The organism is Planotetraspora sp. A-T 1434, assembly GCF_025420585.1.
GTDB lineage: Bacteria > Actinomycetota > Actinomycetes > Streptosporangiales > Streptosporangiaceae > JAOEGB01.
The window spans coordinates 362,694-385,666 of sequence record NZ_JAOEGB010000002.1 but is presented as its reverse complement, the minus strand read 5'-3'; the positions used below and the strand labels follow the sequence as shown (position 1 = coordinate 385,666).

Here is a 22,973-nt window from a genome sequence, read left to right as displayed (position 1 = left end):
ATCACGCTGGGCATCGTGGCTGGTGAAGACGCGGGCGGGGGAAGACGTGCATGATCACCAAGGGGATGCGGGCTTGTCAGGCCGCCCACGCGGGAACATGTGCATGATCACGCCGGAGGCCTGCTCGGCCGCGAACCTTTCCGCGCGGACCTCTCGTGGACCTTTCGCGCGGACCTCTCGGCACGGACAACGACTCTGGGCTATTTCCCGGTCCGCAAGATTCCCGCGCGATACAGTTCCGCCGAGGCCACACGTCTGTGACCTTCTTGAACGGCCCCGGCTCGCCTACTGTCGAAGCAGGGGACGGCGAAGCATTGGGAGCCCGCGTGCCTGAGACCTGCGACGTCGCGATCATCGGTGGTGGAGTGATCGGGTGCGCGATCGCTCACAGGCTGGGAGCCGAGGGCCGGAGCGTCGTCCTCCTGGACGCGGAGCCGAAGCTCGGCCAGGGCGCCTCGGACGCCGCCATGGGCGGCATCCTCACCCAGACGGAGCCCGCCTGCCTCGGGCCGCTCAGCACCGTGCTCAAGCGCGGCCGGGACCTGTACCCCGACTGGCTGGCGGAGCTCACCGCGATCTCGGGGGTCACCGTCCACGTGCTCGACGGCGGAGACATCCAGGTCGCCCTCAACGAAAAGGAGATGGAGCGCCTCGAGACGCGCGTCCTGCCGCTGTGGAAGAACTCACCGTTCGCCGTCGTCCGGCTCACCGCCTCCGATGTCAAGGAGCTGGAGCCCAAGCTGAGCGACGCGGTCGTCGGCGGGTTCCTCCTCCCGGAGGAGCTGGCGCTCGACCCGCGAGAGCTCATGGTCGCGCTGGCCGCGACCCTGACGGCGGGGCGCCACCCGATCCGGGTCCTGCTCGGCTCCCGCGTCACGCGGGTGGAGTCGGCGGCCCACGGCGCCGAGGCCGAGCTCGAGGACGGCACCCGGATCTCGGCCGGGACGGTGATCGTGGCCGCCGGGCATCGGAGCGGCGCCTTCCTGCCCGACCACAGGAAGCACCTGTTCCCGATCAAGGGTGAGGCGTTCGACATGCGGCCGCCGGGAGCCACCACCTACGCCCTGCGGCACCACGTCTTCACCGAGATCGTCGAAGAGGGCGGCGTGGAGCGCTACCCCTATCTCGTGCCGCGCCATGACGGCAGGGTGGCGGTGGGAGTCACCTACGAGCCCCACGTGGGCGATCCCCAGGTGACCGACCGCGCGCTCGACGAGATCATGGAGGGGGTGACCGCGCTGCTGCCGGAGGCCGCCACCTGGGACGTCGGGAAGAGATGGGCGGGGCTCCGTCCGGGCAGCACCGACCACCGGCCGATCATCGGGTACGTCGACGAGCACGAACGGGTGCTCGCGGCCACCGGGCACACCGGCCTCGGCGTCACCCTCGCCCCGGTCACGGCGGAGATGGTCTCGGCCCTCGTCAACGGGGACGTCGACGCGGACACCCGCGAGCGGCTCGACGTCTGCCGGCCGGACCGGGAGTTCCGCCCGCCTACGCCGGTGGGGACGCCGACTCCCACAGCTCAGTGAACCGTTCGACCTTCTCCTTCACCTTCTCCGGCTCGCGCACCAGGATCGTGCTGAGGATCATGGGCGCGATGCCGTCCCCTCTCTGCGGCGAGGGATTCGACTCGTAGTACAGCACGCCGTCGAAGAGGATGAAGTCGGACAGCGAGCCCCTGAGGGTCGGCGGAGCCTCGGCGTACGTCAGCACCCTGACCTCGATTCCCACCTCCGACTGCGACTTCCAGATGCGCTGGAAGGCCTCGGAGTCGAGGAGCTCGGAACGATCCACGATGAAGATGCGGCGGGCCCGGGCGCCGCGCTGCACGAGGTCCCGCTGGATCTTCACGTATCGCTGGCCGAGGTCGGTCATCCAGAATCCGCCGTCGAACTCGGTGGCCCGCGCGTCCACGCTGGTCGTGCTGATCGCGTCGAGACTCGTTCGCGTGCTGGCCGCCAGGGCGAGCAGCCAGTCGCGGTCCTCGCCCTCGTAGATGGCGTGGCCGCCGTCGCCCAGCTCCTTGAGGAACTTGGACATGCGGCCGATCTCGTGGTGCACGAGGTTCCTGACCAGCTCGGGCACGTCCTCGCCGATCTTCGTGGCGTTCCGCACGAACTGCGTGACCACGTCGCTCTGCAGCGCGGAGGCCTCCATCAGCCCGAACAGCTTGCTCGCCTCGTTGATTTTGGAGAACCCGTCTCCGACCAGCACGTGGGTGCTGCGGTGCTGCTCGCGCTGCTCCTGCCGGACGACCTCGAGCTGGGCGTCCACGTCCGCGAGGAACTGCACGACGAAGACCACGCCACTGATGAACGTCGCGAGCAGCAGGCTCCACAGGTCCTCGTTCGGGCCGTGGATGAACGAGTTGGTCACCAGGTAGCTGACGCCACCGACCAGCATGGTGACGAGCAGCTTACGAATGATCTTGGGGACCACCAGCGTGGCCGGCTCGCGGGCTCCGCCGTTCATTGCCGCCTCCGTCCGGCGTCCGCGGTCGCGCTGAGAAGGGCGAGGGTGTTCACGGCGACCTGGTCACGGACGCGGTCGACCAGGGACTGCCACTGGCGGGTGAACCCGGGGCGGCGATCGAGGCTCTCCCAGAAGGGCGCCAGCGCGTCGTCCACCCGGGCCGCGGGCATCCACAGGTGCAGGAGGTGATCGACGGCGGGAGCGAGTTTGGCCGCCGCCTCCGGGCCGGGCCGGCCGCCGACGCGGGCCCGTTCGATGATGACCAGAAGCGCCGTAAGCAGCCAGTCGTGCAGCGCCAGATCCTCGCAGAGGTCGGCGACGGCCGGTGTGAACTCCCCTTCGTGGACGATGCGTAGCGTCCGCACCTGATCGGAGTGCAGGGTGAGGCGGATGGCCGGCTCCCCCGTCCGCGCCACCCACCGGAGCCGGGCACGAGCGATCTTGAAGGGCGCCCGCCGGTCCAGCAGGGGCGACGCCTGGACGGTGTCCATGAACCGCGCGCTGATCGCGCCGAGGTCCAGGCAGTCCGCCGGTGGGTCCTCGGTGAACCCGTCGGCCAGGTCCTCCGCCCTGGCCTTCCCGAACACCTCGATGACCCCCGGGCGGGCGAGGTAGTGCGACCACGCCAGCCGGCGGTCGGAGCCGCTGCGCTGGACGTGCGCGTAAGACGAGCCCTGCACGACCCGTCCGCCGGTGATCGACGACCGGGACACGACCGTGCCGACGCCCCTGACCCGGGACTGCGAGGCGGCCGGAAGCCTGCAGTCCACCCCGGTCAGCCGGTCGGGCGACACCGCGTAGGCGATCGGACGCCGGGAGACGCGGACCGTCTCACCCGCCAGCAGCCGGAGAACGTCACGGGCGCTGGACTCGGGGATCTCCCCGGAGTTCTGCAGCAACCCGGTGTGCACTTCCCCCATGACCAGCATCAGTCCGGACTCCAAGGGACACGACCTAGGTGAAGACGTAGGAGATGCGGTCGACGAGCTCCTCTTCGAGCCTGACGCCCTCGCTCTCGCTTCGAGCCGCCACCTGCCGCAGGACGTCCGCGTCCACCGCGACCTGGCTCAGAATCGTCCGCACCGCCAGCTCGACCGGCAGGAAACGGGGCGAGAGAACGGACAACGTGGTGTACGCGCTGAACGGCGTGGCCGCCGGGTTGAGCTGGACGACGGCGGGGAGCGAGTCCCAGTCGCCGGGGAAGGCGTCCTCGCGGGGGACCGGCCGGAGCGGCAGCCGCCCCTCACTCCGTAACAGCCCGAGCCGCAGGAGCTGCCAGACGGCGGCCAGAAACGGGCACGACCACGTGCGCCGCCCGGCGGCCTCGTCCCACAGCTCCACGTCGACGAAGATCGAGTGGCCTCGTTTGGCGTTCTGCACGGGCGGCGCCCACCGCTGCGCCTTCCCCATGGCCTGGACGGCGCCGACCTGCGGGGACCGCGCGCCGTTGGACAGCCACCCCGTCTCCTTCACCGGAGGGCGGGATCCGTTGGTCTCCGGCGCCGGGTCGTCGACGAGCCGGTCCTCGACCAGCCTGGCCAGCTCGACGCCGTCGCTCTCCGCACAGGAGGACTCCCTGGCGAGGTAGTCGATGGTCAGGTCGCTCTCGGCCGCGGCGTCGAGCACCATCGGCACCAGCTCGGCCGGGGTGCTGAACGGGCTGAAGTAGTCGTCGATCAGGAAGCAGGTGCTGACCCTCGCCCTGCGTCCCGGCACCCGGTCCTGCCAGCTCGCCCTTACGCTCCGGACCCAGGGAGCCACCCGGCGGAACTGCTCCCGCAGCCGCTCGGGACCGGCCTCGAAGTCCTCCATGTAGAGATGTCCGAGCTCGATGGACACGTGGGAGAAGGGAGCCGACGCGATCCGGCGCTCCGCCGCGACCTCGCCGAACGTCGCGTTCACCGACGTCACAGACCCTCCCATGCGCTGTCGTCGACGATCTTCTTGGCGAGATCGTCGAACGCCGCGGTGGTCTCCGCGTTCGCGATCTTGCTGGCCAGCACGTCCTCGTCCGAGATGAGCTGCTCACGCCACTGGAGGACCGGATCGAGAGGGATCTTGCCGAGCATGGCCGTACGGCCGACCTTGTGCCGGCGCGCGAGCTCTCGCAGGTCGTTGTCGCAGGCGCTCAGCCAGGCTCGCTGCTCGTCGCGCAGGCCCACCAGCTCGGCGGCGTCGGGCTCCAGGACGGCGGTGCGGACGAACCGGATACGGTCCCGCAGCATGTCAGCGTCGTGCCCGACCCTGGCGCCCACGTCGAGCAGCCCGTCGGCGCCGGTCACCAGGCCGTCGGCCGCGATGATGTGCTGCCGCGTCCAGCGGTGGAAGACGAGCCAGCGGAAGGGGATCGCCGGAAGCCGCACGGTCGCCTTGAGGACCATCTCGGCGGTGAACGAGCGTCCGGCGCTCACGTCCACCATGCACAGGTCGAACTCCTCCTCCAGGCGGCTGAAGAGCTGCACGCACCTGCTGATCATCTCCTCGTCCACCGTGGCGAGCTCGCCGCCTCCCTCGGTGCCGGGGAGCAGCACGAGCCGCCCGGCGCCGGGCGGTTTGATCCGGAGACCTTCGCGGTCGGATTCGGACCAGATGTCGATCCGGCGCGGCTCGGCGCAGTCACCTCGGAGGTATTCGTGGAGGCCGCCCGTCTTCGTGCCGCGGGCCACCGAGCTGACGCTGAAGATGGCCCCGGCCGTGGGCGAGCCGAAGTCGAAGTCGAGGTAACACACGTCGTTGCCCTGCAGCGCGTGCCGGTAGACGATGTTGGTGCTGGTGACCGAGCGGCCTGTGCCGCCCTTGTCGGAGATCGCGAAGATGAGCATCTAGATCGCCTCCGACGCGCTGTCGCGGGCGACGGCGAGACGCTCCAGGTCGAGCAGGGCGTTGTTGATGAGCGCGTTGGCGGTCGCCGGCCGGTCACTGATGATCGACCGCGCCCGCTGGAGCGCCGCCTGGATGCTCCGCAGCTTGGGCTGGATGGTCTGTCCCTCCACGAGCTGCCTGGTGACCAGCTCCTGATCCAGGAGGTGCTCGGCCTCGCTGAGCATCTGGTAGGCGAAGTCGACCAGCTGGGGGCTGCGCAGGGGGGACTCGCCGCTGGCGCGGGCGGCGGCGACGAGGAACTCGACGACCCGCTCGCTGAAGTACCAGGAGGGCTCCTCGTGCCGGACGTCTATGTCGGTGAAGATGTTGCCCGGCTGGTCCCAGAGCCCGCGCGCCGCCCCGTCCGTGCAGCGGCGGTGCATGATGTGCCGCCAGATCTGGTCGGCCAGGGTCAGCAGCCGCTCCCTGGTCCGGGTGTTCTGCGCGATCGTGGCGGCCCAGATCGTGCGTTTCAGCAGCGTGATCGCGAAGTCGGAGACGACCCAGATCATGGGCGGGCCGAGCTCCTCGCTGCCGCGCAGGTTGACGGAGACTCCGGGGGAGTGCATGAGGACGGGGGGGTCGCCGGGCACGGCCCTGCGGATGATCCTGGCCCTGATGGCCAGCTCCTCCAGCACGTTGGCGACGCGGCCGAGGTCGACGTCACTCGCCCTGCTGTTGACCAGGCTCTGCACGACCATGGCGGTGACGCCGAGGCTGTAGTAGTCCGACTCCTTCTCGTCGGTGGTCTTCCAGGGGATGTCCTCCAGCGGCCAGGTGCCCCGGCCGTACATGGCGATCGTGCGCCAGTAGAGCTGGGTGAGGTCCCAGCGGCGCTGGAGCGACTGGGCGAGGTTGAGCTGGTCGTCGTTGAGCAGGCCGAGCACGCGGGTGCGCTCCGACCACAGGTCGCTGATGCCGACGAGGGCGTTGACGGTGAAGTAGAGGAACGGGTTGTCGGCGGCGACGCCCTTGGGCTGCGGCCCGATCTGGAGCGGCGTGGAGACGTCCGGGGCGTCCTTGACGATGCCCCAGGTCCACCCGCACTCGAACAGCAGGTTCTCGTTGTCGAGGTCCACCTCGCTGCCGGACCCGATGGTGAGGTCGCGCAGGCCCGCCCGGACCGGGCGCAGCTCCCGCCGGAGATCGTCGAGCACGCGACGCTCGGGGGCGCCGGTCTGGTTGACCGTCCGGAGCAGCGCGCGGCCCGCCGGCGCCCCGGGATCGAACGCGTTGATGGTGAAACTCCGCAGCAGTCCAACCATGGCGGCCGACAGCCGGCTGCTCGCGAGATCCTCCAGCTCGCGGATCTCCCTGCGGATGTCCTCGCGCCGCACGCTCTGCCGGAAGACCTTGAGGAAGCCCAGTGTGCCGAGTGCGAGCGTGACCGACATGGAGAAGGAGTCGACCACGTCGAGCTGTAGCTGCTCGGGGGTGATCTTGGCGTCCTCGTCGGCCGGGATGAAGTAGCTGCCGCCCGAGAAAATCGGCCGTCCGTCATCTCCGGTATAGGTCCGGAGGTATTCGCCGATGACTTTCAGGAGAAGCTTGGGGATTTCGACGCTGTCACCCAGGCCGGTGAGTGCCGCCAGCACGTCGTCGGCGGTCTCGTCCGGGGTGTCAAGCCGGAAACCCGGCAGTTCGGAGGCGGGATACATGAAACAGAGGAGCTGTTCGGCATCCGATATGGAGTTCGAACCGCCGCGCCCACCCCAGGTCCACCCGCCGTCGCGGAGGGAGGTGCGCGCCGCCGCCTCCCAGACCTCCAGAAGCTGCTGGCGGGGCTGCAGTTTCATGTGGACCTCTCTGCACTACGAGTGACTTACGTAGTCGGGCGGGCGGAGGTCGGTCTCGCTTTCTCTACCTAGGGGTCGGCCTTTAACGACTAGGTGGAGACGGGGCCCCCAACTCCTTATACCATTGAAAACCGACTCCGTCGCCTGACCGGCCGGTAATTCCGGCATGTTGCCCGGGTTTGAGCGATAGGAAGCCCGAAAACGGACACCCGTGTCCTGACTCTGAGAGATATTTAAATGTCCCAAACCGAGGTTACCAGGCATATAACGGACCATCTGGATAATAGTTTCCCGTCCACTGGTGAGACGCCGGTGACGAGCGGGAAGCTCCTGGTGACCGGGGCATGGATCGACAGGGCGCGCCTGGAGTCCCTGGAGAGGCTGGGACTACGGCTGCGCAGGCCGTCGCATGTACTGACGGAGGAGGAGCTCGAACACGAGCTGAAGGGCGCGGTGGCCTACCTGCACGGCGGGGAGGAACGGGCCACCGCCGCCGCGCTGCTGAGCGCGAAGGAGACGCTGAAGGTCGTCGCGTTCGTCGGCGTGGGATATGAGAGCTTCGTCGACGTGGCCGCGGCCGACGATCTCGACATCGTCGTGACCAGCACGCCCGGAGCCGCCAGGGACTCGGTCGCGACGTTCACCGTGGCGCAGATCATCAACACCAACTGGCAGATCGTCCAGCAACTCGGCAACCGCTACCCGGACTGGGACAACCCCGACGAGCTTCCGCACGAGCTCAGCGCCCGCAAGATCGGCATCGTCGGCATGGGGACCATCGGCACTCGGATCGCGGAGATCCTCAGGCAGGCGTTCGGCGCCAAGGTCGGATATTACAGCCGGACCCGCAAAGAGATTCTGGAAAAAGAGCTGGATTTGGAATACCAGCCTCTCCGGGAGTTGGTGGCATGGAGCGACATTCTCGTCGTCATGGTGCCGGGAAACGAGAAGACGAAATACATGATCGACGCGGGGATCCTCGCCGAGGCGCGGAAGGGGACGATCCTCATCAACACCGCCAGGCCGTCCGTCGTGGATCCCGAAGCTCTTTACACCAGCATGGAGGAGGGCCGGATCAGCCTCGCCGTCTTCGACGGCTTCTACCCCAAGGACTCCGAGGCGGCGGCACGCCTGCTCGAAGACTTCGGCGGCCGGCTTCTCGTCACCGGCCATATCGCGTCCCACACGCGTGAGGCGATGGACCGGATGGTCAATCAAGCGGTTCGGTCGATCGAAAACGTTCTTAACGGCCTGACCGATCCATACGCCGTGGGCGCTCGCTCCGACCGCCTTCCGGAAGCACGGGAAAGCTCGCCCTGAAAGACAAAGAATTGCGTCCCTGTCTGGCGTAGTGGGAGCGGGAAAACGTACCATGAAAACTCCCGCGACTCCTTGCCGGAAAGTGATGCGTGATTTGACACCCGCAACCGCACGGACGACCCCTGCCACGGGGGCAGGTGCGCTTGTCGCGGCTCTCAGGGCGCACGAAGTGGACACGATCTTCGGAATTCCGGGGACGCACAACCTCTCGATCTACCAGGAGCTCGACTCAGCCGGGATCAGGTGTGTGACGCCGCGCCACGAGCAGGGCGCCGGATACGCCGCCGACGGCTACGCGCGGGTCACCGGCCGTCCGGGGGTCGTCGTCACCACCACGGGCCCGGCGGTGGTCAACGCGGCCACGGCTCTCGCCCAGGCGTACTCCGACTCGTCTCCGATCCTGCTCATCTCACCGGGAGTGCCGACGGACCACCCGCGCCAGGGCCGGGGCTACCTGCACGAGAGCAAGGACCAGTCGGGGGCGATCGACGCGCTCTGCGCGTGGAGCCACCGGGTCGCGTCGGTGCGGGAGATCCCGGCCGCCGTCGCCCGCGCCTTCGGCCAGTTCGCGGAGGGCCGTCCCCGTCCCGTGCACATCGAGATCCCCGCCGACCTGCTCGACCGGGAGGACGCCGCCGCGCTGGCCCCGCCGTACCGGCTGATGCCCCGCGTGCCCGACCCCGCGGCGCTCGATGAGGCCGCGAGGCTGTTGCGTACGGCCGGCCGGCCGGGCCTGGTGCTCGGCGGGGGAGCCCAGCGGCCGGGGGACGACGGGCAGCCCGTCGGCCGCCTGGCCATGCGGATCGCCGAGCGCGTCGGCGCGGGCGTGGTGACGACGGTGAACGGCAAGGGCGTCGTGCCGGAGAGCCATCCGCTGGCCCTCGGGGCCACCCTCCACCTGGACGGCGTGCGGCGGTGGCTGGCCTCCTGCGACGTTGTCCTCGCCATCGGGACGGAGCTGGGGCCGGCCGACCTCTGGGAAGACGACTTCGCGCTCGGCGGGACGCTCATCCGGGTGGACGTGGACCCGGGGCAGATGTACGGAGACCACGTGGCGGCCGTGGCGGTCGTGGCGGACGCGGCGCTGGCCCTGGAGGAGCTGCACAACCGGATGGGGGAGGCCGAAGCCGCGTCGCGTCCGGAACGCCCGCACGTCCCCGAAGGTCACGTCGCCGAGCTGGCGGAGCTCGCCCGGCGATGGGCGGGGCACGTCGAGGCGCTGCGCAGGGCCATGCCGCAGGAGACCGTCGTCGTCGGCGACAACTCGATGATGGTCTACCACGGTGCGCTCGTCGCCCTGCCCATGGACCCGCCGGGGCGGTTCCTCTTCCCGGCCGGGTTCGGCACGCTCGGCTTCGCGCTGCCCGCGGGGATCGGCGCCAAGATCGGCAGACCGGACCGGCCGGTCGTCGTGCTCGCCGGGGACGGCGCTCTCCAGTTCAGCGTGCAGGAGCTGGCCACCGCTGTGGAGCTGGGGCTCAGCCTGCCGATCGTCGTCTCGGTCAACGGCGGCTTCGGGGAGATCCGGGAGGAGATGAAGCAGCGGGGGATGACCCCGGTGGCCGTCGATCTGCTCGGGCCCGACCTGCTCGCCCTGGCCGTCGCGTACGGCGCGCGGGGGCGGGCGGTGGAGACGCCGGAAGAGCTCCAGGACGCCGTCGCCGAGGCGCTTCAGGCCCCGGTCCCCACGGTGATCGTGGTGACCGAGGCGCAGTGATCCGCGCAGTGATCCGCGCGCTGAGCGACTCTCCGGCGAGGTCTCATTCCTTTGGCGCCGACGGGAGCCGCATGACGAACCGGGCGCCCATCGAGCTGTCCTCGATGGTGAGCGTGCCCTCGTGGCTTTCGGCGATCTGGCGGGCGATCGAGAGGCCCAGCCCCGTGCCGCCGGCGTCCTTGCTGCGTGCCGCGTCCAGCCGGGTGAAGCGCTGGAACACCACCTCGCGCTTGTCGGGCGGGATGCCGCCGCCGTCGTCCACGACCTCCAGGACGCATCTGTCCTCGTCCCGGTCCACCTTCACGACGAGCATCGAGCTGGCGTGGCGCTCCGCGTTGTCGAGCAGGTTGTTCAGCACGCGGGCGAGCCGGAGCCGGTCGCCGATGACCTCCGTGCCGAAGGTCAGCTCCCGGAGGACCTCGACCTTGCGCTGGCGGCGGTCGAGCTCCCAGGCGGCGAGCTCGGCGAGATCGATCCGGTCGTGCTTGGGCGGCGCTCCGGCGTCCAGCCGGGCGATCTGCAGCAGGTCGGTGACGAGGGCCTGCAGGCGATCAAGGCTCTCGAGCAGGGTCTCGCCGGTCGAGGGCCAGTCGGCCTCCTCGGGATGCAGGAGCGCCTCCTCGATCTCGGTGCGCATCGCGGTGAGCGGGCTGCGCAGATCGTGAGACGCGTCGGAGGCGAACCGGCGCTGCTGCTCGACCGCCATCTCGGCCCGGTCGAGGGTCTGGTTGGCGGTCTCGGCCAGCCGCCGGATCTCGTCGCGGAACTTCGGCACCGGCACGCGCTGCCCCAGGTCGGTCGCCGTGATGACGCCCAGCTTGTCGGCGATCGCCTCGACCGGCGCGAGCGCCCTTCCCACGACCTGGTACGTCCCGAACGCCGTCAGCGCGATCAGCAGCAGCGACCCGCCGACGAGCGCCGTCACGAGCGGGGCGTTGACGTATCTGGGCACCTGGTAGTCGGCCGCGTAGACGATCCACATGCCGTCGGGCTGCGGCACGCGGAAGGCCACGACGATCACGCACTGTTCCGGGAAGGCGGGGCTGTGGCAGAGGACCTTGTTGGCCTGGGGGCTCGACTCGCTGGGCCGGAAGGCCGCCATCCGGGGCCGCCCCAGGATCCGGGCGCTCGTCGAGACGATCTGACCCTTCGGGTTCAGAACCTGAATCCCGGTGACCTCCTCGTCCAGCATGACGGGAGGGAGCCGCTCGCGGTTGATGAGGTAGACGACGCGCACGGCCGCCGCGATGACCTCCTCGGTCTTGTACCTCTCAGCGGTCCCGCGGACGGACATCAGGATGAAGGCCGCGGTGGCAGCGCAGACCAGCGCCATGACGGCACTGGCGATTACCGTCAGGCGAGTCCGTACCGACCATCCGTGCCAGAACCCCACCTGATCCCCCCGGTGACCAGACGATCACATTAGGTCAACCCTCCGCCACTTAAGGGAGATTCGGGGATAAAAGAGGGCAAACCTACTCTCTAGTGGGGGCTCTCCTCACATGTTTTACGGCATCACGCTCCCGAGGAGCCCTTCCGGGCCCCCGTCAGGACTCCTATAAGGACTTTTCCAAGGACTGCTCCACGGATGTCCACGGGTCACTTCCACGGGGCTTGCGGCCCCGGCCCATGATCATCCGAGCGGGGGGGATGAGCAGGGCGCATCCCGCGACGAGGAGGAGCAGAACGAAGATCCACTCCCGGGAGCCGCCCGGGCCGTACACGAGGTGAGGACGGCCCGTGTCGATCGCCCGGACCTGCTCACCCGGCCGCAGGGTGTCGCGGTCGGCGCCGTAGAGGGAGACGTCCCGCTGCCCGGCCGGGCCGCGGAACGTGCCCGACCACGAGCACGCCTCGTGTCCGGGATGCTCGACGCAGGTGACCCGGCCGGCCGTGAAGACGCCGGGCGTCCCGTCGCCGCGCGCCGCCCGGAAGGCGGGCGCGACGTTGGGCACCGAGAGGAACAGCAGCGCGAGGCCGGCCACCGTCGCCACCACCAGGCCGAAGCCGGGCCGGCGAGGCGGCCGGGTCATGCCGCGGCGTACGCGCAGGAGCAGGCCATGCTCTTACGCTCGTCGGTCCTCGGCCAGCGGTGCAGCACCATGGCCACGACCATGGGGATGAACACCACGGTGTTGTAGAACAGGTGCAGCTCCACGCGGGGGACGATGAGCTGGATGATGCTGGTCGGCACCGGCTTGCCGAAGAAGTTGTGGTGGCTCTGCGCCTGGATCAGGAGCAGGAGGTGCTCGAAGTGATGCCAGACCTGGATGCCGAGCGCGATGTTCCACCAGGTGCGCGAGCGACCCACGAAGCCCTTCCGCAGGAGGATCAGCCCGACCAGCATGACCAGCGCGTAGCCGTAGTGGAGGAACTCCGACTTGACCAGCCAGGGGAACCAGAGCCCGAGGACGCCGCGCGCCTGTGGCACGGGCCAGCCGAGGACCCAGATCTGGACGGCCTGCGCGATGTGCTCGGCCCAGTGGGCGAGGACTATCGCGGCGAAGACGTTGAGCCCGATGCGGTGACGGTCGGTGTTGAGTGCGGTGGTCAGCCCGCTGCCTGTCGCGGTCATGGGGGGAACTCCTTGTCGGCCGGGGAGAGGTCCGAGTGGACGCCCCGAGCGCGGGCGCCCCGAGATGGGCGACCGTCCTGGAGCCGCGCGGCCGGGGATCAGGCGGCCATCGCGGACTCCCTTCCGGCTCTCGCCATCCGTGGCTCACGGTAAGAGCCCGGGGCTTTCCCGGTCCTCTTCCAGATTGCGGAAATCCACGAACCTGACCGGCCCGGCCCGATCCGACCGGCCCGGCCCGGCCAGCGGCCGGTTATGCGGGCAGCCACTCCACGGAGGTGGTGACCTCGGCCAGGACGGCGGGGTCGGGGTCGACGCCGATGCCCGGCCCGGTGGGGACGGCGAGGTGTCCGTCGCGCAGCTCGAAAGGCGCCGTGACGTCCCTGGCGTAGTACCTGCGGGAGGCCGACGTGTCGCCGGGCAGCGTGAAGCCGGGAAGGGCGGCGAGCGCGACGTTCGCGGCCCGGCCGATGCCCGTCTCCAGCATGCCGCCGCACCACACGGCCACACCGTGCGCCCGGCACAGGTCGTGGATGCGGCGGGCCTCCAGGTAGCCGCCGACCCTGCCGGGCTTGATGTTCACGATCGAGCAGGCCTTGAGCGAGATCGCGGCCGCCGCGTGCGCCGCCGAGTGGATCGACTCGTCCAGGCACAGCGGCGTCCTGAGCCGCCTGGCCAGCTCCGCGTGCTGCACCAGGTCGTCGTCGCCGAGCGGCTGCTCGATCAGCAGCAGGTCGAACGCGTCGAGCCTCGACAGGTGGGCGGCGTCCGTCAGCGTGTAGGCGGCGTTCGCGTCCACCTGTAGCGGAATGTCCCCGAACCGCTCCCGGACCGCCCTGACCGGTTCGACGTCCCAGCCCGGCTCGATCTTCAGCTTGATCCGGACATATCCCTCGGCCAGATAGCCGCCGACGGCGTCGAGCAACTGGGGGATCGAGTCCATGATCCCCACTGAGACTCCGCACGGCACGGCGTCCCTGGAGGCCCCGAGGAACCGCGCGAACGGCTCGCCCGACGCGCGGAGCTGGGCGTCGAGCACGGCCGTCTCCAGGGCCGCCTTCGCCATCCGGTGCCCCTTGAACGGCTCCAGCGTCCGGCCCACGCCGTACGCGTCGACATGGTGGAGCGCGGCCAGCGCCGGGACCATGAACCGGCGCATCACGTCGGCGGCCCCGTCCACGTACTCCGGCGAGTACAGCGGCTCCTCCATCGCGACGCATTCGGCCCAGCCCTCGGCGTCCGGCGTCACCACCCGGACCAGCAGCACGTCACGCGCCCGCTCGGTCCCGAACGACGTGCGGAACGGCGCCACCAGCGGCATCGAGATCCGCCGCAGCTCCACACCTGTGATCTTCATGCGCGCTCCACCACGTAGCAGCCCTCCGCGAAGCCCGTCACCCGGGCGCCCCGCGCCATCATCCCGCCCAGCACGTCCCGTACGGCATGCCGCCACGCCTTGGCGCCGCCCGGGTCCTGGCGGCGGAGCGCCTCGATGTCCCCGGGGAGCGCCACGAGCACGACGCCCCCGTCCGTCGTGCCGATCGACGGCCGCCCTTCCCGCGCCGCCACGCCGACCACCGCGTCCGCCGGGATCTCCGGCCGGTACGGCATGCCGTCGCAGGCCGCCACGACATGGCGCTCGCTCAGCCGCCAGACCGCCAGCACGCGATCGGACTCGTCGCCCACGTTTATCGCGTCGGCCATCGCCCCGTAGAAGTCCGGCAGGTACTCCTCCGGCCGGGCCCCCAGTTTGGCCATGTTGAAGTGGGCGTTGCGCCGTACGAGCGGGTCGTAGGTCCAGGTGACGCGGGCGATGCCCCGCCGGAGGGCCCAGGCCCGCTGATGGAGCTTGAGCGCGAACCCCGCGCCGCGCTTGACCGCCCCGGTCACCTGGGAGTGCAGCACCTCGCCCGGGGGCCCCGCGAGGAACCCGGCGGAGGCTCCCACGAGAACCGCGCCGTCGAAGGCCCCGGCGACGTAGTTCCCGGTGTGGGAGAGCGCCCGCATCAGCTCCACGGTGGCCGGAGGGTTGGCGGGGCCGGGGTGCCAGATGTCGTCGAACAGCCGGACGACCCGCTCGAAGTCGGCGATGTCGTGCAGCTCCCTGAGCTCCACCCCGCTCCGGATCGCCGCCTCTTCGGCCTGCCTGGCCGGGTCCGTCATCTGGCCGGCTCCCCGTTGAGGACACTGCCGGGGCCGCCGCCGGGGCCGCTGCTGAGCACCTCGGCCGCCAGGGCGGCGACGAGCCTGGCGCGGACCGGCATCTCGGCCACGACGACATGCTCCTCGGCGGCGTGGGCGCCGCCGCCGACCGCGCCGAGGCCGTCGAGCGTGGGGCAGCCGACCCCGGCCGTGAAGTTGCCGTCGGAGCCGCCGCCCACGGAGACTCCCCGGAGAGGTCCAATGCCGAGACCGCCGGCGATCCTCGTGGCGACCTCGAAGAGCGCCGCCGAGGCCGACGCTTCCAGGGGCGGCCGGTTGGGGCCGCCGCGGAGCTCCAGGCGTGTCCCGGGAGTGCGGGGAGTCAGGCCGCGCATGAGCTCGTCCACGCGCTCCTGCGCCGCGACGTCCGGCACCCGGACGTCGATCGCGACCCGTCCCACCGCCGGAACCGTGTTCGTGCTGGTCCCGGCCGACATCAGGGTCGGGGTCACCGACACCACGCCCGCCTGGGAGGACGACTCGACCTGCCGGGCGATGTCGTTGACCGCGAGGATCTGGTGGGCCAGCTCGACTCCGGCGTTGATCCCCAGCTCGGGTTCGAGCCCCGCGTGGGCGGCCTTGCCGTACACCACGAGCTCGTAGCGCGAGACGCCCTTGCGTGCGACCTTGAGCGCGCCGCCGTCCGCGCTGGCCTCCAGCACGAACGCCGCCCCGCACTCCGACGCGATCGACTCGATGAGCGGACGGGAGGTCGGTGAGCCGAGCTCCTCGTCGCCCACGACGAGCACCGTGATCCCGTCCGGCGACGGCAGCGAGGCGACCGCGTGGAAGAGCTGCACGAGCCCGGCCTTCATGTCGAAGACGCCCGGCCCCCTCGCCACCCCGTCCACGACGGACCAGGGGTGGTCGCGGAGCGAGCCGATCGGCCAGACGGTGTCGTGGTGGCCGAGCAGCAGCACCTTCGGCGTGCCGAACGACCAGCGCAGGTGGGTCACCCCGCCGATCACCGCCGTCTCCGGCTCGGCCTGGAGCACCCGGCGTCCCTGCGCGGCGACCACCCGCGCGCTGCTGGCCACGGCCTCGTGGTCGGCGGAGTACGACTCGCAGAGGACGAGCTCCTCGAGGTCGGCCAGCATGTCCGCCAGCGACTCGTCCGGCGGGCCGACCGGCATACCGCCGAGGTTCACGGCCGGGCCCGGCCCAGCTCGGCGCGGAACAGGCGCATCACGTTGCCGCCGAGGATCTTGACGATCTCCTCCTCGGAGAACCCGTGCTTGAGCAGCGCCTCGGTCACCATGGGCAGGCCGCGCGGGCCGTCCAGGCCGGGAATCGCCGCGGCCGAGTCGATCTCGCCGAGGCCGAAACCCTCGCAGCAGGGCGGAGTCAGGTCGCGGTGGACCTCGCGGATGAAGTCCGGGCCGAGACCGACGTGGTCGATGCCCGCGACACCCGCGACGTGCTCGATGTGGTCGACCAGGTGGTCGATCGTGGCGCTGCGCGCGTCCACGGTGAGGAACGCCGCGAGGAAGTTGACGCACACCACGCCGCCGTTGGCCGCGATCCCCCTGAGCTGGTCATCGGTCAGGTTGCGGTGGTGGTCACGCAGCGCCCGCGCGGAGGAGTGCGTGGCGATGACCGGCCGGGTGGCGATCTCCAGGACGTGCCCGACGCCGGAGGCGCCCAGGTGGGACACGTCGAAGATCATGCCGAGCCGTTCCATCTCCTGGAGGGCCTCAACGCCGTGGCTCGTCAGCCGCGAGCCGGTGCCGTCCTGCCCGCTGCCGTCGGCGAGAGCCGTACGGTCCCAGTGGGCGATGGAGGCCACGCGGACGCCGAGCCGGTGCACGGTCGGGATCAGCTCGACGCTGTCGCCGATGCCGGGCATGCTCTCCATGGCCAGCACCAGGGCGATCCTCCCGAGAGCGAGCGCCTCGTCGATCTGCTGCCCGTCGTAGCAGATCCGCACCGCCTCCGGGTTGCCCTCGGCCAGGACGTGCGCGCACTCGATCATGCGGAGCGTCTGGCGCAGCGCGCCCTCAGGCCGGTACTGGTCGTCGATGAACACCGGCAGGACCTGCACGTTGACGCCGCCCGCCACGAGTTGCGGAAGCCACTGGTCCCGGAAGAACGAGGCCCACATCCGGGGAGGCCGGGCGGAGACCGCCATGAGGAGGTCGTTGTGCGCGTCGGCGACGACCGCGTCCGCGTGGAGGTCACTGAGCTGATCAACGGGCACGTCGGAGTCCTTCCTGGCGGCGGGAGCCTTCATGTGACGTTACCTCTCCCGCACCGGCGCTCCGAGTGGCGATTTCTTGTCCGCCCTGCCCTTCCCTGAGTTCCCTTCCCCGGAGCCCGGCTGGGAGCGCGGTAGTCTGCGCGGGTGTCATCGATCTCCTGCTCCCTGGCCGAGGTCGTCGCCGAGATGGAGGCGATGTACGACCCGTCCTGGGCCGAGCCCTGGGACGCGGTGGGCCTCGTCTGCGGCGATCCGGCGGCGGCCGTACGGAAGGTCCTGTTCGCGGTCGACCCCGTCGCGGTGGTGGCGGACGAGGCGCTCGAATGGGGCGCCGACCTGATCGTCACGCATCACCCCCTCTATCTCCGCGGGACCACGAGCGTCGCCGCCACCACCTTCAAGGGCCGCGTCATCCACCGGCTGATCAGGAACGACGTCGCGCTCTACACGACGCACACCAACGCCGACGTCGCCGATCCCGGGGTCTCCGACGCGCTCGCGCGCGCCGTGGGGCTGCGTTCCGCCCTCCGCCCGCTGCAGCCCTCTCCGGCCGACCCGCGCCGCGGGCTCGGCCGCATCGGGACCCTGCCGTCGCCCGTGTCCCTGCGGGAGTTCGCCGCCCGGGCCGCGTCGGGCCTTCCCCGTACGGCCGGCCCACTGCGGGTGGCCGGCGACCTCGAACGCCCGGTCGAGACGATCGCGGTGAGCGGGGGAGCGGGGGATTCCCTTCTCAGTACGGCTCGCGCCGCCGGGGCCGACGTCTTCCTCACCGCCGACCTGCGCCACCACCCCGCCAGCGAGCACATGGAGGCCGGGGACGGGCCGGCGCTGATCGACGCCTCGCACTGGGCCACCGAATGGCCCTGGCTGGCCGACGCCGCCGGACGTCTGACGTCAGCGTTGCGGGCCAGGGGCATTACTGTTGAGGCGCGCATCTCGGACGTCGTCACGGACGCGTGGACGGCGACCGCACCAGACACCGCAACAGACCTGGACACGCGAAGACCTTGAGGATAGGGATGAAGGCCGCACCGGAAGCACAGAAGCGTCTGCTCGATCTGGCGGAGCTGGATGCGGGTCTCGACCGGCTGAGGCATCGCCGCCGCACCCTGCCCGAGCTCGCCGAGATCGAGGAGCTGTCCAAGAAGGTGGCACAGCTCGCCACCCAGGCGATCGGCGCCGAGACCGAGGCGGGTGACCTCGCCAGGGATCAGGCCAAGGCCGAGTCCGACGTGGACGCCGTCCGCACCCGGGCCGAGCGCGACCAGAACCGCCTCGACTCCGGCCAGGTGTCCTCGCCCAAGGACCTGGCGAGCCTCCAGTCGGAGATCGCCTCGCTCCGGCGGCGGCAGGGAGACCTGGAAGAGGTCGTGCTGGAGATCATGGAGCGTCGTGAGGCCGCCGACGCCCAGGTGGCGACGCTCAAGTCGGAGCGCGACAAGGTCAGCGGCACGCTGGCCGCCGCCGAGGACCGCCGCGACGCCGCCCTCGCGGAGATCGACAAGGACGCCGCCGAGCTTCAGGGCAAGCGCGCCTCGATCGCCGGCATCCCCGCCGACCTGCTGGCGCTGTACGAGAAGCTGCGCGAGCAGTCGGGCGTCGGCGCCGCGATGCTGCACGGCGGCCGGTGCCTCGGCTGCCGCACGACCCTGTCCATCGCCGACCTCAACCGCATCCGGGCCGCCGCACCGGACGAGGTGGTCCGCTGCGAGGAGTGCCGCCGGATCCTGGTCCGGACGGCCGAGTCGGGCCTGTGAACGGCCGTTAAGGATCTGGGGGCGTTTTGGCCGGCGTGAAGTTCGTCGTCGAGGCTGACGGCGGGTCCCGGGGCAACCCCGGACCCGCCGGATACGGCGCGGTCGTGAAGGACCCCGCGGGCCAGGTCCTCGCGGAGGCCGCCGAGTCGATCGGCACCGCGACCAACAACGTGGCCGAGTATCGCGGGCTGATCGCCGGACTTCAGGCACTGCTGGCCCTCGGCGCCGAAGGCGAGCCCGTCGAGGTCCGGATGGACTCCAAGCTCGTCATCGAGCAGATGGCCGGCCGCTGGAAGGTCAAGCACGAGGGTCTGCGGCCGCTCGCTCTGGAGGGCGCCGCCCTGGCCCGGCGCTTCCGGGTCAACTGGAAGTGGATCCCCCGCGAGCAGAACAGCCACGCCGACCGCCTGGCCAACGAGGCCATGGACGCCGCCGCCCGGGGCGAGAAGTGGCAGGCCAAAACCATTTCGGCGAGCACCTCAGCGACCACGTCCGCGTCGGTGACGTCCTCGTTCGAGCGACAGCCGGACGCCCTGTTCGAACCGCCCGGCGCCCAGGGGCCCGGCGTCCGGGCCGGGCGTGGCACCGGCTGGATGGCCCGTCCCACCAGGACGGCCACCTCGCTGCTCCTGCTCAGGCACGGTGAGACCCCGCTGTCCATCGAGAAGCGGTTCTCCGGCCGGGGCAACCCCGCCCTCACAGCGAACGGCGTGGCCCAGGCGGAGGCCGCCGCCGTACGCCTGTCCGGCAAGCCGTACGAGATCGAAGTGATCGTCAGCTCCCCCCTGCTGCGCGCCCGGCAGACCGCGGAGGCGGTGGCGGCCCGGACCGGCCTGCCCGTGTCAGTGGAGGACGATCTCCGCGAGACCGACTTCGGCGCGTGGGAGGGGCACACGTTCGCCGAGATCCAGGAGCGGTGGCCCGATGAGCTGGCCGCCTGGCTGGCGGACCCCGACGTGCCCCCGCCGGGCGGTGAGAGCTTCGCGACGACGGCGCATCGAGTCGACCGGGCCAGGGACCGGATCGTCAAGGCCCACGAGGGTAAGACCGTGCTCGCGGTGTCCCATGTGACGCCGATCAAGATGCTCGTACGGTTCGCCCTGATGGCGCCTCCGCAGGCGCTTTATCGCATGCATCTCGATCTGGCCTGCCTTTCGCTGATCGAGTACTACGCTGATGGGCCTGCCGTGGTCCGGGCGCTCAACGACACCGCCCACCTGCGCTGATCCGCATCTCCTTCGTCGGCCCCCTGATCGCGACCCCTGTCCGTACGGCAGGGTGGCGGGCGACTGGGGCGAACCCATGACGAACGTGGCCTGTCGGACCTCGGCGGCGTAGCGGACAACGGGGGACCAGAGCGTACTCGGCGCGCCGGATCTCTGCGGGCCACCCAAACCCCGCGAACTACTTCCGAGGTTTTCGTTGTCCGCGATCGGAGCGCCGGTCTCCTCTATGGCGGCACATGCGTTCCCGCCAGCCTCGAAACCCCCGGACCGCTCTACGAAGGGCACTGAAATCATGAGTGAGACTGTTCCGGCGGCTGCCGCGCCGGCTGGTGTGGCGGCCCGGCGGATGCGTCATGTCGCGGTCGCCGGCGTTCTCCCGATCTTCCTGGGCGGCTCCCTGGTGAACGGCATACTCCCGGCCCATGCGGCCGATGCTCCGATTTCACAAGGCCGCCCGGTGGTCGCCTCCTCGTCCGAGCGGGGCGATCTCTCGGCGGCGGCCGCGGTGGACGGCAACGACGGCACACGCTGGTCCAGCAGGTTCAGCGACCCGCAGTGGCTGCAGGTGGACCTGGGAAAGTCCACCGCCATCACGAAGGTCGTACTGAAATGGGAGCGCGCCTATGCCACCCACTTCAAGATTCTGAGCTCCGCCGACGGTAAATCCTGGACGACGCTGTACGCCACGACCTCCGGCAGAGGAGGCGTGCAGACGGTCAACGTGTCGGCCACCGGCCGTTACGTCCGGCTCTACACCACCAAGCGGGCCACCCCGTACGGCGTCTCGCTATGGGAGTTCCAGGCCTTCGGACAGACGTCGGCCACCCCCGCTCCGAGCGCGACCCCGACGAAGCCCGCACCGAGCTCCAATCCGAGCACAGCTCCGGCCACGCCCGCGCCGACCGGCCCTTCGGCGGCGTCCGGCAAGAAGGGGGTGGGCGTGTGGAAGATGACCGGAGTCAGCGAGGCGCTGGCCAAGTCGGGTGCGAGCTGGTACTACACCTGGTCCTCGAATCATGACGGCATCACCACACCCAAGGGGTCCGAGTTCGTCCCCCTGATCTGGGGAGCCGGCAGCGTCACCGACAAGACGCTCGCCGAGGCGAAGAGCGCCGGACCCTACCTGCTCGGTTTCAACGAGCCAGACATGGCCGAACAGTCCAACATGTCAGTGGACAAGGCGCTGTCCCTGTGGCCCAAGCTCATGGCAGCCGGTCGTGTGGTGGGCAGCCCCGCCGTCGCCTACGGCGGCGACAGGCCGGGGGGCTGGCTGGATCGCTTCATGTCCGGAGCGGCCCAGCGCGGCTACCGCGTCGACTTCGTCAGCCTGCACTGGTACGGCGGAGACTTCCGCACGGAGGCGGCGGTCGGGCAGCTCAAGTCTTATCTGCAAGCCGTGTACGAGCGCTATCACAAGCCGATCTGGCTCACCGAGTACGCGCTGATCGACTTCTCCCACGGCGTCCGCTTCCCCACGGAGGCGCAGCAGGCCGCGTTCGTCACCGCCTCCACCACGATGCTGGCCGGCCTGCCGTACGTGCATCGCTACGCCTGGTTCGGCCTGGGCACCTCGGACACCGGCCCCAGCAGCGGCCTGTTCCATGGCAACGGCGTCGCGACCCCGGCCGGCCGCGCCTTCCAGGAGGCCCACTGATCGGCCCTCCGCCGCGCATCCCATGCCAAGCGTCCGAAGAGACGTGAGAGAAGCGGCGATGCGGGCAAGGCTTTGCCTGGCGGGGAATGAGCGCGTAAGCCGATAGGGTTTCTATTACGGCGGACGAGCCGGCCGGGCGGCCGCGTCAGAGCTTCGTGCTCTGCCGAGGAAGGTCCGGGCTCCACAGGGCAGGGTGGTCGGTAACGCCGACCCGGGGTGACCCGCGGGACAGTGCCACAGAGAGCAGACCGCCCCCTTCGCGGGGGTAAGGGTGAAAGGGTGGTGTAAGAGACCACCAGCGCCCACGGCGACGTGGGCGGCTCGGTAAACCCCACCCGGAGCAAGGTCAAGAAGGGACGCTTCCCTGGAAGCGTCCCGCGCGCGACGTTCGAGGGCTGCCCGCCCGAGCCGCGCGGGTAGACCGCTTGAGGCCGTCGGCAACGGCGGTCCTAGATGGATGGCCGCCGATCAGCCAAGGCTGATCACAGAACCCGGCCTACAGGCCGACTCGTCCGCCCTCACCCCGTCTGAGCTGGCCCTGAAGCCTGATCAATCAAGATCAGGGCACAGTTGGGGCACATCCCGTAGTGGATCACCATGACACCTCCCACCTCTGGCTGGTTCACGTCCGAAGCAATCAGGTTGAAAAGGGTCCACGAGCCCTCATGATGCGCAAGGGTGGCTTGGCAAGGCAGTGGCATCTGTCAGTGACGGGGAGTACTGTCGGATCGAATAGACGTTCGATGTGCTGGGGTTAGAAGATTGTCCGTCTCAGGATCGGCTGTTGTCGCCTTGGCGTGTCAACCGAATGCTCCGCACTCCCAATAGCCACAAGACGAAGTCCCACGGAGGAGTAGGGCGACATGAAACATGAATTCCTCTCGCCCGGATCCGTTTCTTATGATGATCCTGCGGTTGAACGGGCAATGGAGACGATTGATGGTCTTCGACTGTCTGAACAAAGAGCACTTCTGCGTAACTCGTATCGCGCAGCCCTCGCCTTCGAACGAACCAACGATGTTGACCATCTCGTAGCTTTCGCGAAGAATCTCCTCGCGACCGTTCATCTGCGGGGTATTCCCGCCTATGCGGAAGCGCTGAGAAACACCAGTGGCAGTGCCGAATCCGGTGAGTCGCTGGACGTCGAAGAGGTGCTTAACCGACTCGTGGAGTGACCATGGCGGTACTGCGGCTC

The 22,973-nt window shown here is 69.9% G+C and carries 20 protein-coding genes and 1 other RNA gene; 9 read left to right on the top strand and 12 right to left on the bottom strand.

The genetic code is table 11. From position 1 onward, the window contains the following. The first annotated feature begins 326 nt into the window (after positions 1-326). Complete coding sequence (locus N5079_RS05100; protein ID WP_261582247.1) at positions 327-1,532, top strand: NAD(P)/FAD-dependent oxidoreductase; 1,206 nt, start codon at positions 327-329, stop codon at positions 1,530-1,532. Here the strand turns inward: N5079_RS05100 and N5079_RS05095 are convergent. From N5079_RS05095 to N5079_RS05075, 5 genes are read right to left on the bottom strand one after another with little or no spacing between them, the layout of a single operon-like run. Then, positions 1,495-2,475 (bottom strand): hypothetical protein, encoded by a 981-nt coding sequence (locus N5079_RS05095; RefSeq protein WP_261582246.1) that lies wholly within the window; start codon positions 2,473-2,475, stop codon positions 1,495-1,497. The two genes, N5079_RS05100 and N5079_RS05095, sit on opposite strands and share 38 nt — an antisense overlap. Next, positions 2,472-3,419 (bottom strand): SCO2521 family protein, encoded by a 948-nt coding sequence (locus N5079_RS05090; protein ID WP_261582245.1) that lies wholly within the window; start codon positions 3,417-3,419, stop codon positions 2,472-2,474. The genes N5079_RS05095 and N5079_RS05090 overlap by 4 nt, the downstream gene beginning before the upstream one ends. Before the next feature lie 10 nt (positions 3,420-3,429). Beyond that, a complete protein-coding gene (locus N5079_RS05085) occupies positions 3,430-4,386 on the bottom strand; it encodes an SCO2522 family protein (RefSeq protein ID WP_261582244.1) in 957 nt (318 codons plus the stop codon). Continuing rightward, positions 4,383-5,297 (bottom strand): SCO2523 family variant P-loop protein, encoded by a 915-nt coding sequence (locus N5079_RS05080; RefSeq protein ID WP_261582243.1) that lies wholly within the window; start codon positions 5,295-5,297, stop codon positions 4,383-4,385. Before N5079_RS05080 ends, N5079_RS05085 begins: the two co-directional genes overlap by 4 nt. Beyond that, complete coding sequence (locus N5079_RS05075; protein ID WP_261582242.1) at positions 5,298-7,133, bottom strand: SCO2524 family protein; 1,836 nt, start codon at positions 7,131-7,133, stop codon at positions 5,298-5,300. A 312-nt stretch (positions 7,134-7,445) separates the two neighbouring features. Here N5079_RS05075 and N5079_RS05070 point away from each other — a divergent pair, with 312 nt between their 5' ends. Then, positions 7,446-8,453 (top strand): 2-hydroxyacid dehydrogenase, encoded by a 1,008-nt coding sequence (locus tag N5079_RS05070; RefSeq protein WP_261582240.1) that lies wholly within the window; start codon positions 7,446-7,448, stop codon positions 8,451-8,453. An 85-nt stretch (positions 8,454-8,538) separates the two neighbouring features. Further along, the gene (locus N5079_RS05065) at positions 8,539-10,170 is read left to right on the top strand and encodes a thiamine pyrophosphate-binding protein (RefSeq protein ID WP_261582239.1); all 1,632 of its coding nucleotides are present in this window, start codon (positions 8,539-8,541) and stop codon (positions 10,168-10,170) included. A 43-nt stretch (positions 10,171-10,213) separates the two neighbouring features. Here the strand turns inward: N5079_RS05065 and N5079_RS05060 are convergent, their stop codons facing one another. The 7 genes from N5079_RS05060 to N5079_RS05030 form a co-directional block, all read right to left on the bottom strand. Further along, on the bottom strand, positions 10,214-11,503 hold the full coding sequence (locus N5079_RS05060; protein ID WP_261582237.1) for a sensor histidine kinase: 1,290 nt from the start codon (positions 11,501-11,503) through the stop codon (positions 10,214-10,216). 223 nt (positions 11,504-11,726) lie between these two features. Then, the gene (locus N5079_RS05055) at positions 11,727-12,203 is read right to left on the bottom strand and encodes a hypothetical protein (RefSeq protein WP_261582235.1); all 477 of its coding nucleotides are present in this window, start codon (positions 12,201-12,203) and stop codon (positions 11,727-11,729) included. Further along, complete coding sequence (locus N5079_RS05050; protein WP_261582234.1) at positions 12,200-12,745, bottom strand: hypothetical protein; 546 nt, start codon at positions 12,743-12,745, stop codon at positions 12,200-12,202. The genes N5079_RS05055 and N5079_RS05050 overlap by 4 nt, the downstream gene beginning before the upstream one ends. A gap of 250 nt (positions 12,746-12,995) precedes the next feature. Then, on the bottom strand, positions 12,996-14,099 hold the full coding sequence (gene menC / locus N5079_RS05045; RefSeq protein WP_261582233.1) for an o-succinylbenzoate synthase: 1,104 nt from the start codon (positions 14,097-14,099) through the stop codon (positions 12,996-12,998). After that, positions 14,096-14,905 carry a GNAT family N-acetyltransferase gene (locus N5079_RS05040; RefSeq protein ID WP_261582232.1) on the bottom strand — a complete coding sequence of 270 codons (810 nt, stop codon included), beginning with the start codon at positions 14,903-14,905 and terminating at the stop codon, positions 14,096-14,098. Before N5079_RS05040 ends, menC begins: the two co-directional genes overlap by 4 nt. After that, the gene (locus N5079_RS05035) at positions 14,902-16,077 is read right to left on the bottom strand and encodes a M20/M25/M40 family metallo-hydrolase (RefSeq protein ID WP_261582231.1); all 1,176 of its coding nucleotides are present in this window, start codon (positions 16,075-16,077) and stop codon (positions 14,902-14,904) included. The genes N5079_RS05040 and N5079_RS05035 overlap by 4 nt, the downstream gene beginning before the upstream one ends. Before the next feature lie 11 nt (positions 16,078-16,088). Then, positions 16,089-17,174, bottom strand: a complete 1,086-nt coding sequence (locus tag N5079_RS05030; RefSeq protein WP_261582229.1) for a dipeptidase — start codon at positions 17,172-17,174, stop codon at positions 16,089-16,091. 111 nt (positions 17,175-17,285) lie between these two features. Here N5079_RS05030 and N5079_RS05025 point away from each other — a divergent pair, with 111 nt between their 5' ends. The 6 genes from N5079_RS05025 (at position 17,286) to N5079_RS05000 (ending at position 22,953) form a co-directional block, all read left to right on the top strand. Next, positions 17,286-18,152, top strand: a complete 867-nt coding sequence (locus tag N5079_RS05025; protein WP_261582228.1) for a Nif3-like dinuclear metal center hexameric protein — start codon at positions 17,286-17,288, stop codon at positions 18,150-18,152. Between the two features lie 8 nt (positions 18,153-18,160). Beyond that, positions 18,161-18,898, top strand: coding sequence for a zinc ribbon domain-containing protein (locus N5079_RS05020; RefSeq protein ID WP_261582226.1), 738 nt, complete (start codon positions 18,161-18,163; stop codon positions 18,896-18,898). 26 nt (positions 18,899-18,924) lie between these two features. Further along, positions 18,925-20,124: a bifunctional RNase H/acid phosphatase gene (locus N5079_RS05015; RefSeq protein ID WP_261582225.1), complete on the top strand. Its 1,200-nt coding sequence runs from the start codon at positions 18,925-18,927 to the stop codon at positions 20,122-20,124. Between the two features lie 292 nt (positions 20,125-20,416). After that, on the top strand, positions 20,417-21,778 hold the full coding sequence (locus N5079_RS05010) for a glycosyl hydrolase (protein ID WP_261582223.1): 1,362 nt from the start codon (positions 20,417-20,419) through the stop codon (positions 21,776-21,778). 124 nt (positions 21,779-21,902) lie between these two features. After that, positions 21,903-22,293, top strand: an RNA gene (gene rnpB / locus N5079_RS05005) — RNase P RNA component class A. A gap of 348 nt (positions 22,294-22,641) precedes the next feature. Further along, entirely contained in the window at positions 22,642-22,953 is a 312-nt protein-coding gene (locus tag N5079_RS05000; RefSeq protein WP_261582221.1) for a hypothetical protein, read from the top strand. Positions 22,954-22,973 lie beyond the last annotated feature (20 nt).

Bases quoted from the DNA above. Each gene is read 5' to 3' on its own strand.
- N5079_RS05040 (WP_261582232.1), bottom strand. From the start codon at position 14,905: ATGACGGACCCGGCCAGGCAGGCCGAAGAGGCGGCGATCCGGAGCGGG.
- N5079_RS05055 (WP_261582235.1), bottom strand. From the start codon at position 12,203: ATGACCCGGCCGCCTCGCCGGCCCGGCTTCGGCCTGGTGGTGGCGACG.
- N5079_RS05010 (WP_261582223.1), top strand. From the start codon at position 20,417: ATGAGTGAGACTGTTCCGGCGGCTGCCGCGCCGGCTGGTGTGGCGGCC.
- N5079_RS05050 (WP_261582234.1), bottom strand. From the start codon at position 12,745: ATGACCGCGACAGGCAGCGGGCTGACCACCGCACTCAACACCGACCGT.
- N5079_RS05030 (WP_261582229.1), bottom strand. From the start codon at position 17,174: ATGAAGGCTCCCGCCGCCAGGAAGGACTCCGACGTGCCCGTTGATCAG.
- N5079_RS05000 (WP_261582221.1), top strand. From the start codon at position 22,642: ATGAAACATGAATTCCTCTCGCCCGGATCCGTTTCTTATGATGATCCT.
- N5079_RS05080 (WP_261582243.1), bottom strand. From the start codon at position 5,297: ATGCTCATCTTCGCGATCTCCGACAAGGGCGGCACAGGCCGCTCGGTC.
- N5079_RS05035 (WP_261582231.1), bottom strand. From the start codon at position 16,077: ATGCCGGTCGGCCCGCCGGACGAGTCGCTGGCGGACATGCTGGCCGAC.
- N5079_RS05095 (WP_261582246.1), bottom strand. From the start codon at position 2,475: ATGAACGGCGGAGCCCGCGAGCCGGCCACGCTGGTGGTCCCCAAGATC.
- N5079_RS05065 (WP_261582239.1), top strand. From the start codon at position 8,539: ATGCGTGATTTGACACCCGCAACCGCACGGACGACCCCTGCCACGGGG.
- N5079_RS05020 (WP_261582226.1), top strand. From the start codon at position 18,161: ATGAAGGCCGCACCGGAAGCACAGAAGCGTCTGCTCGATCTGGCGGAG.
- N5079_RS05075 (WP_261582242.1), bottom strand. From the start codon at position 7,133: ATGAAACTGCAGCCCCGCCAGCAGCTTCTGGAGGTCTGGGAGGCGGCG.
- N5079_RS05060 (WP_261582237.1), bottom strand. From the start codon at position 11,503: ATGGCGCTGGTCTGCGCTGCCACCGCGGCCTTCATCCTGATGTCCGTC.
- menC (WP_261582233.1), bottom strand. From the start codon at position 14,099: ATGAAGATCACAGGTGTGGAGCTGCGGCGGATCTCGATGCCGCTGGTG.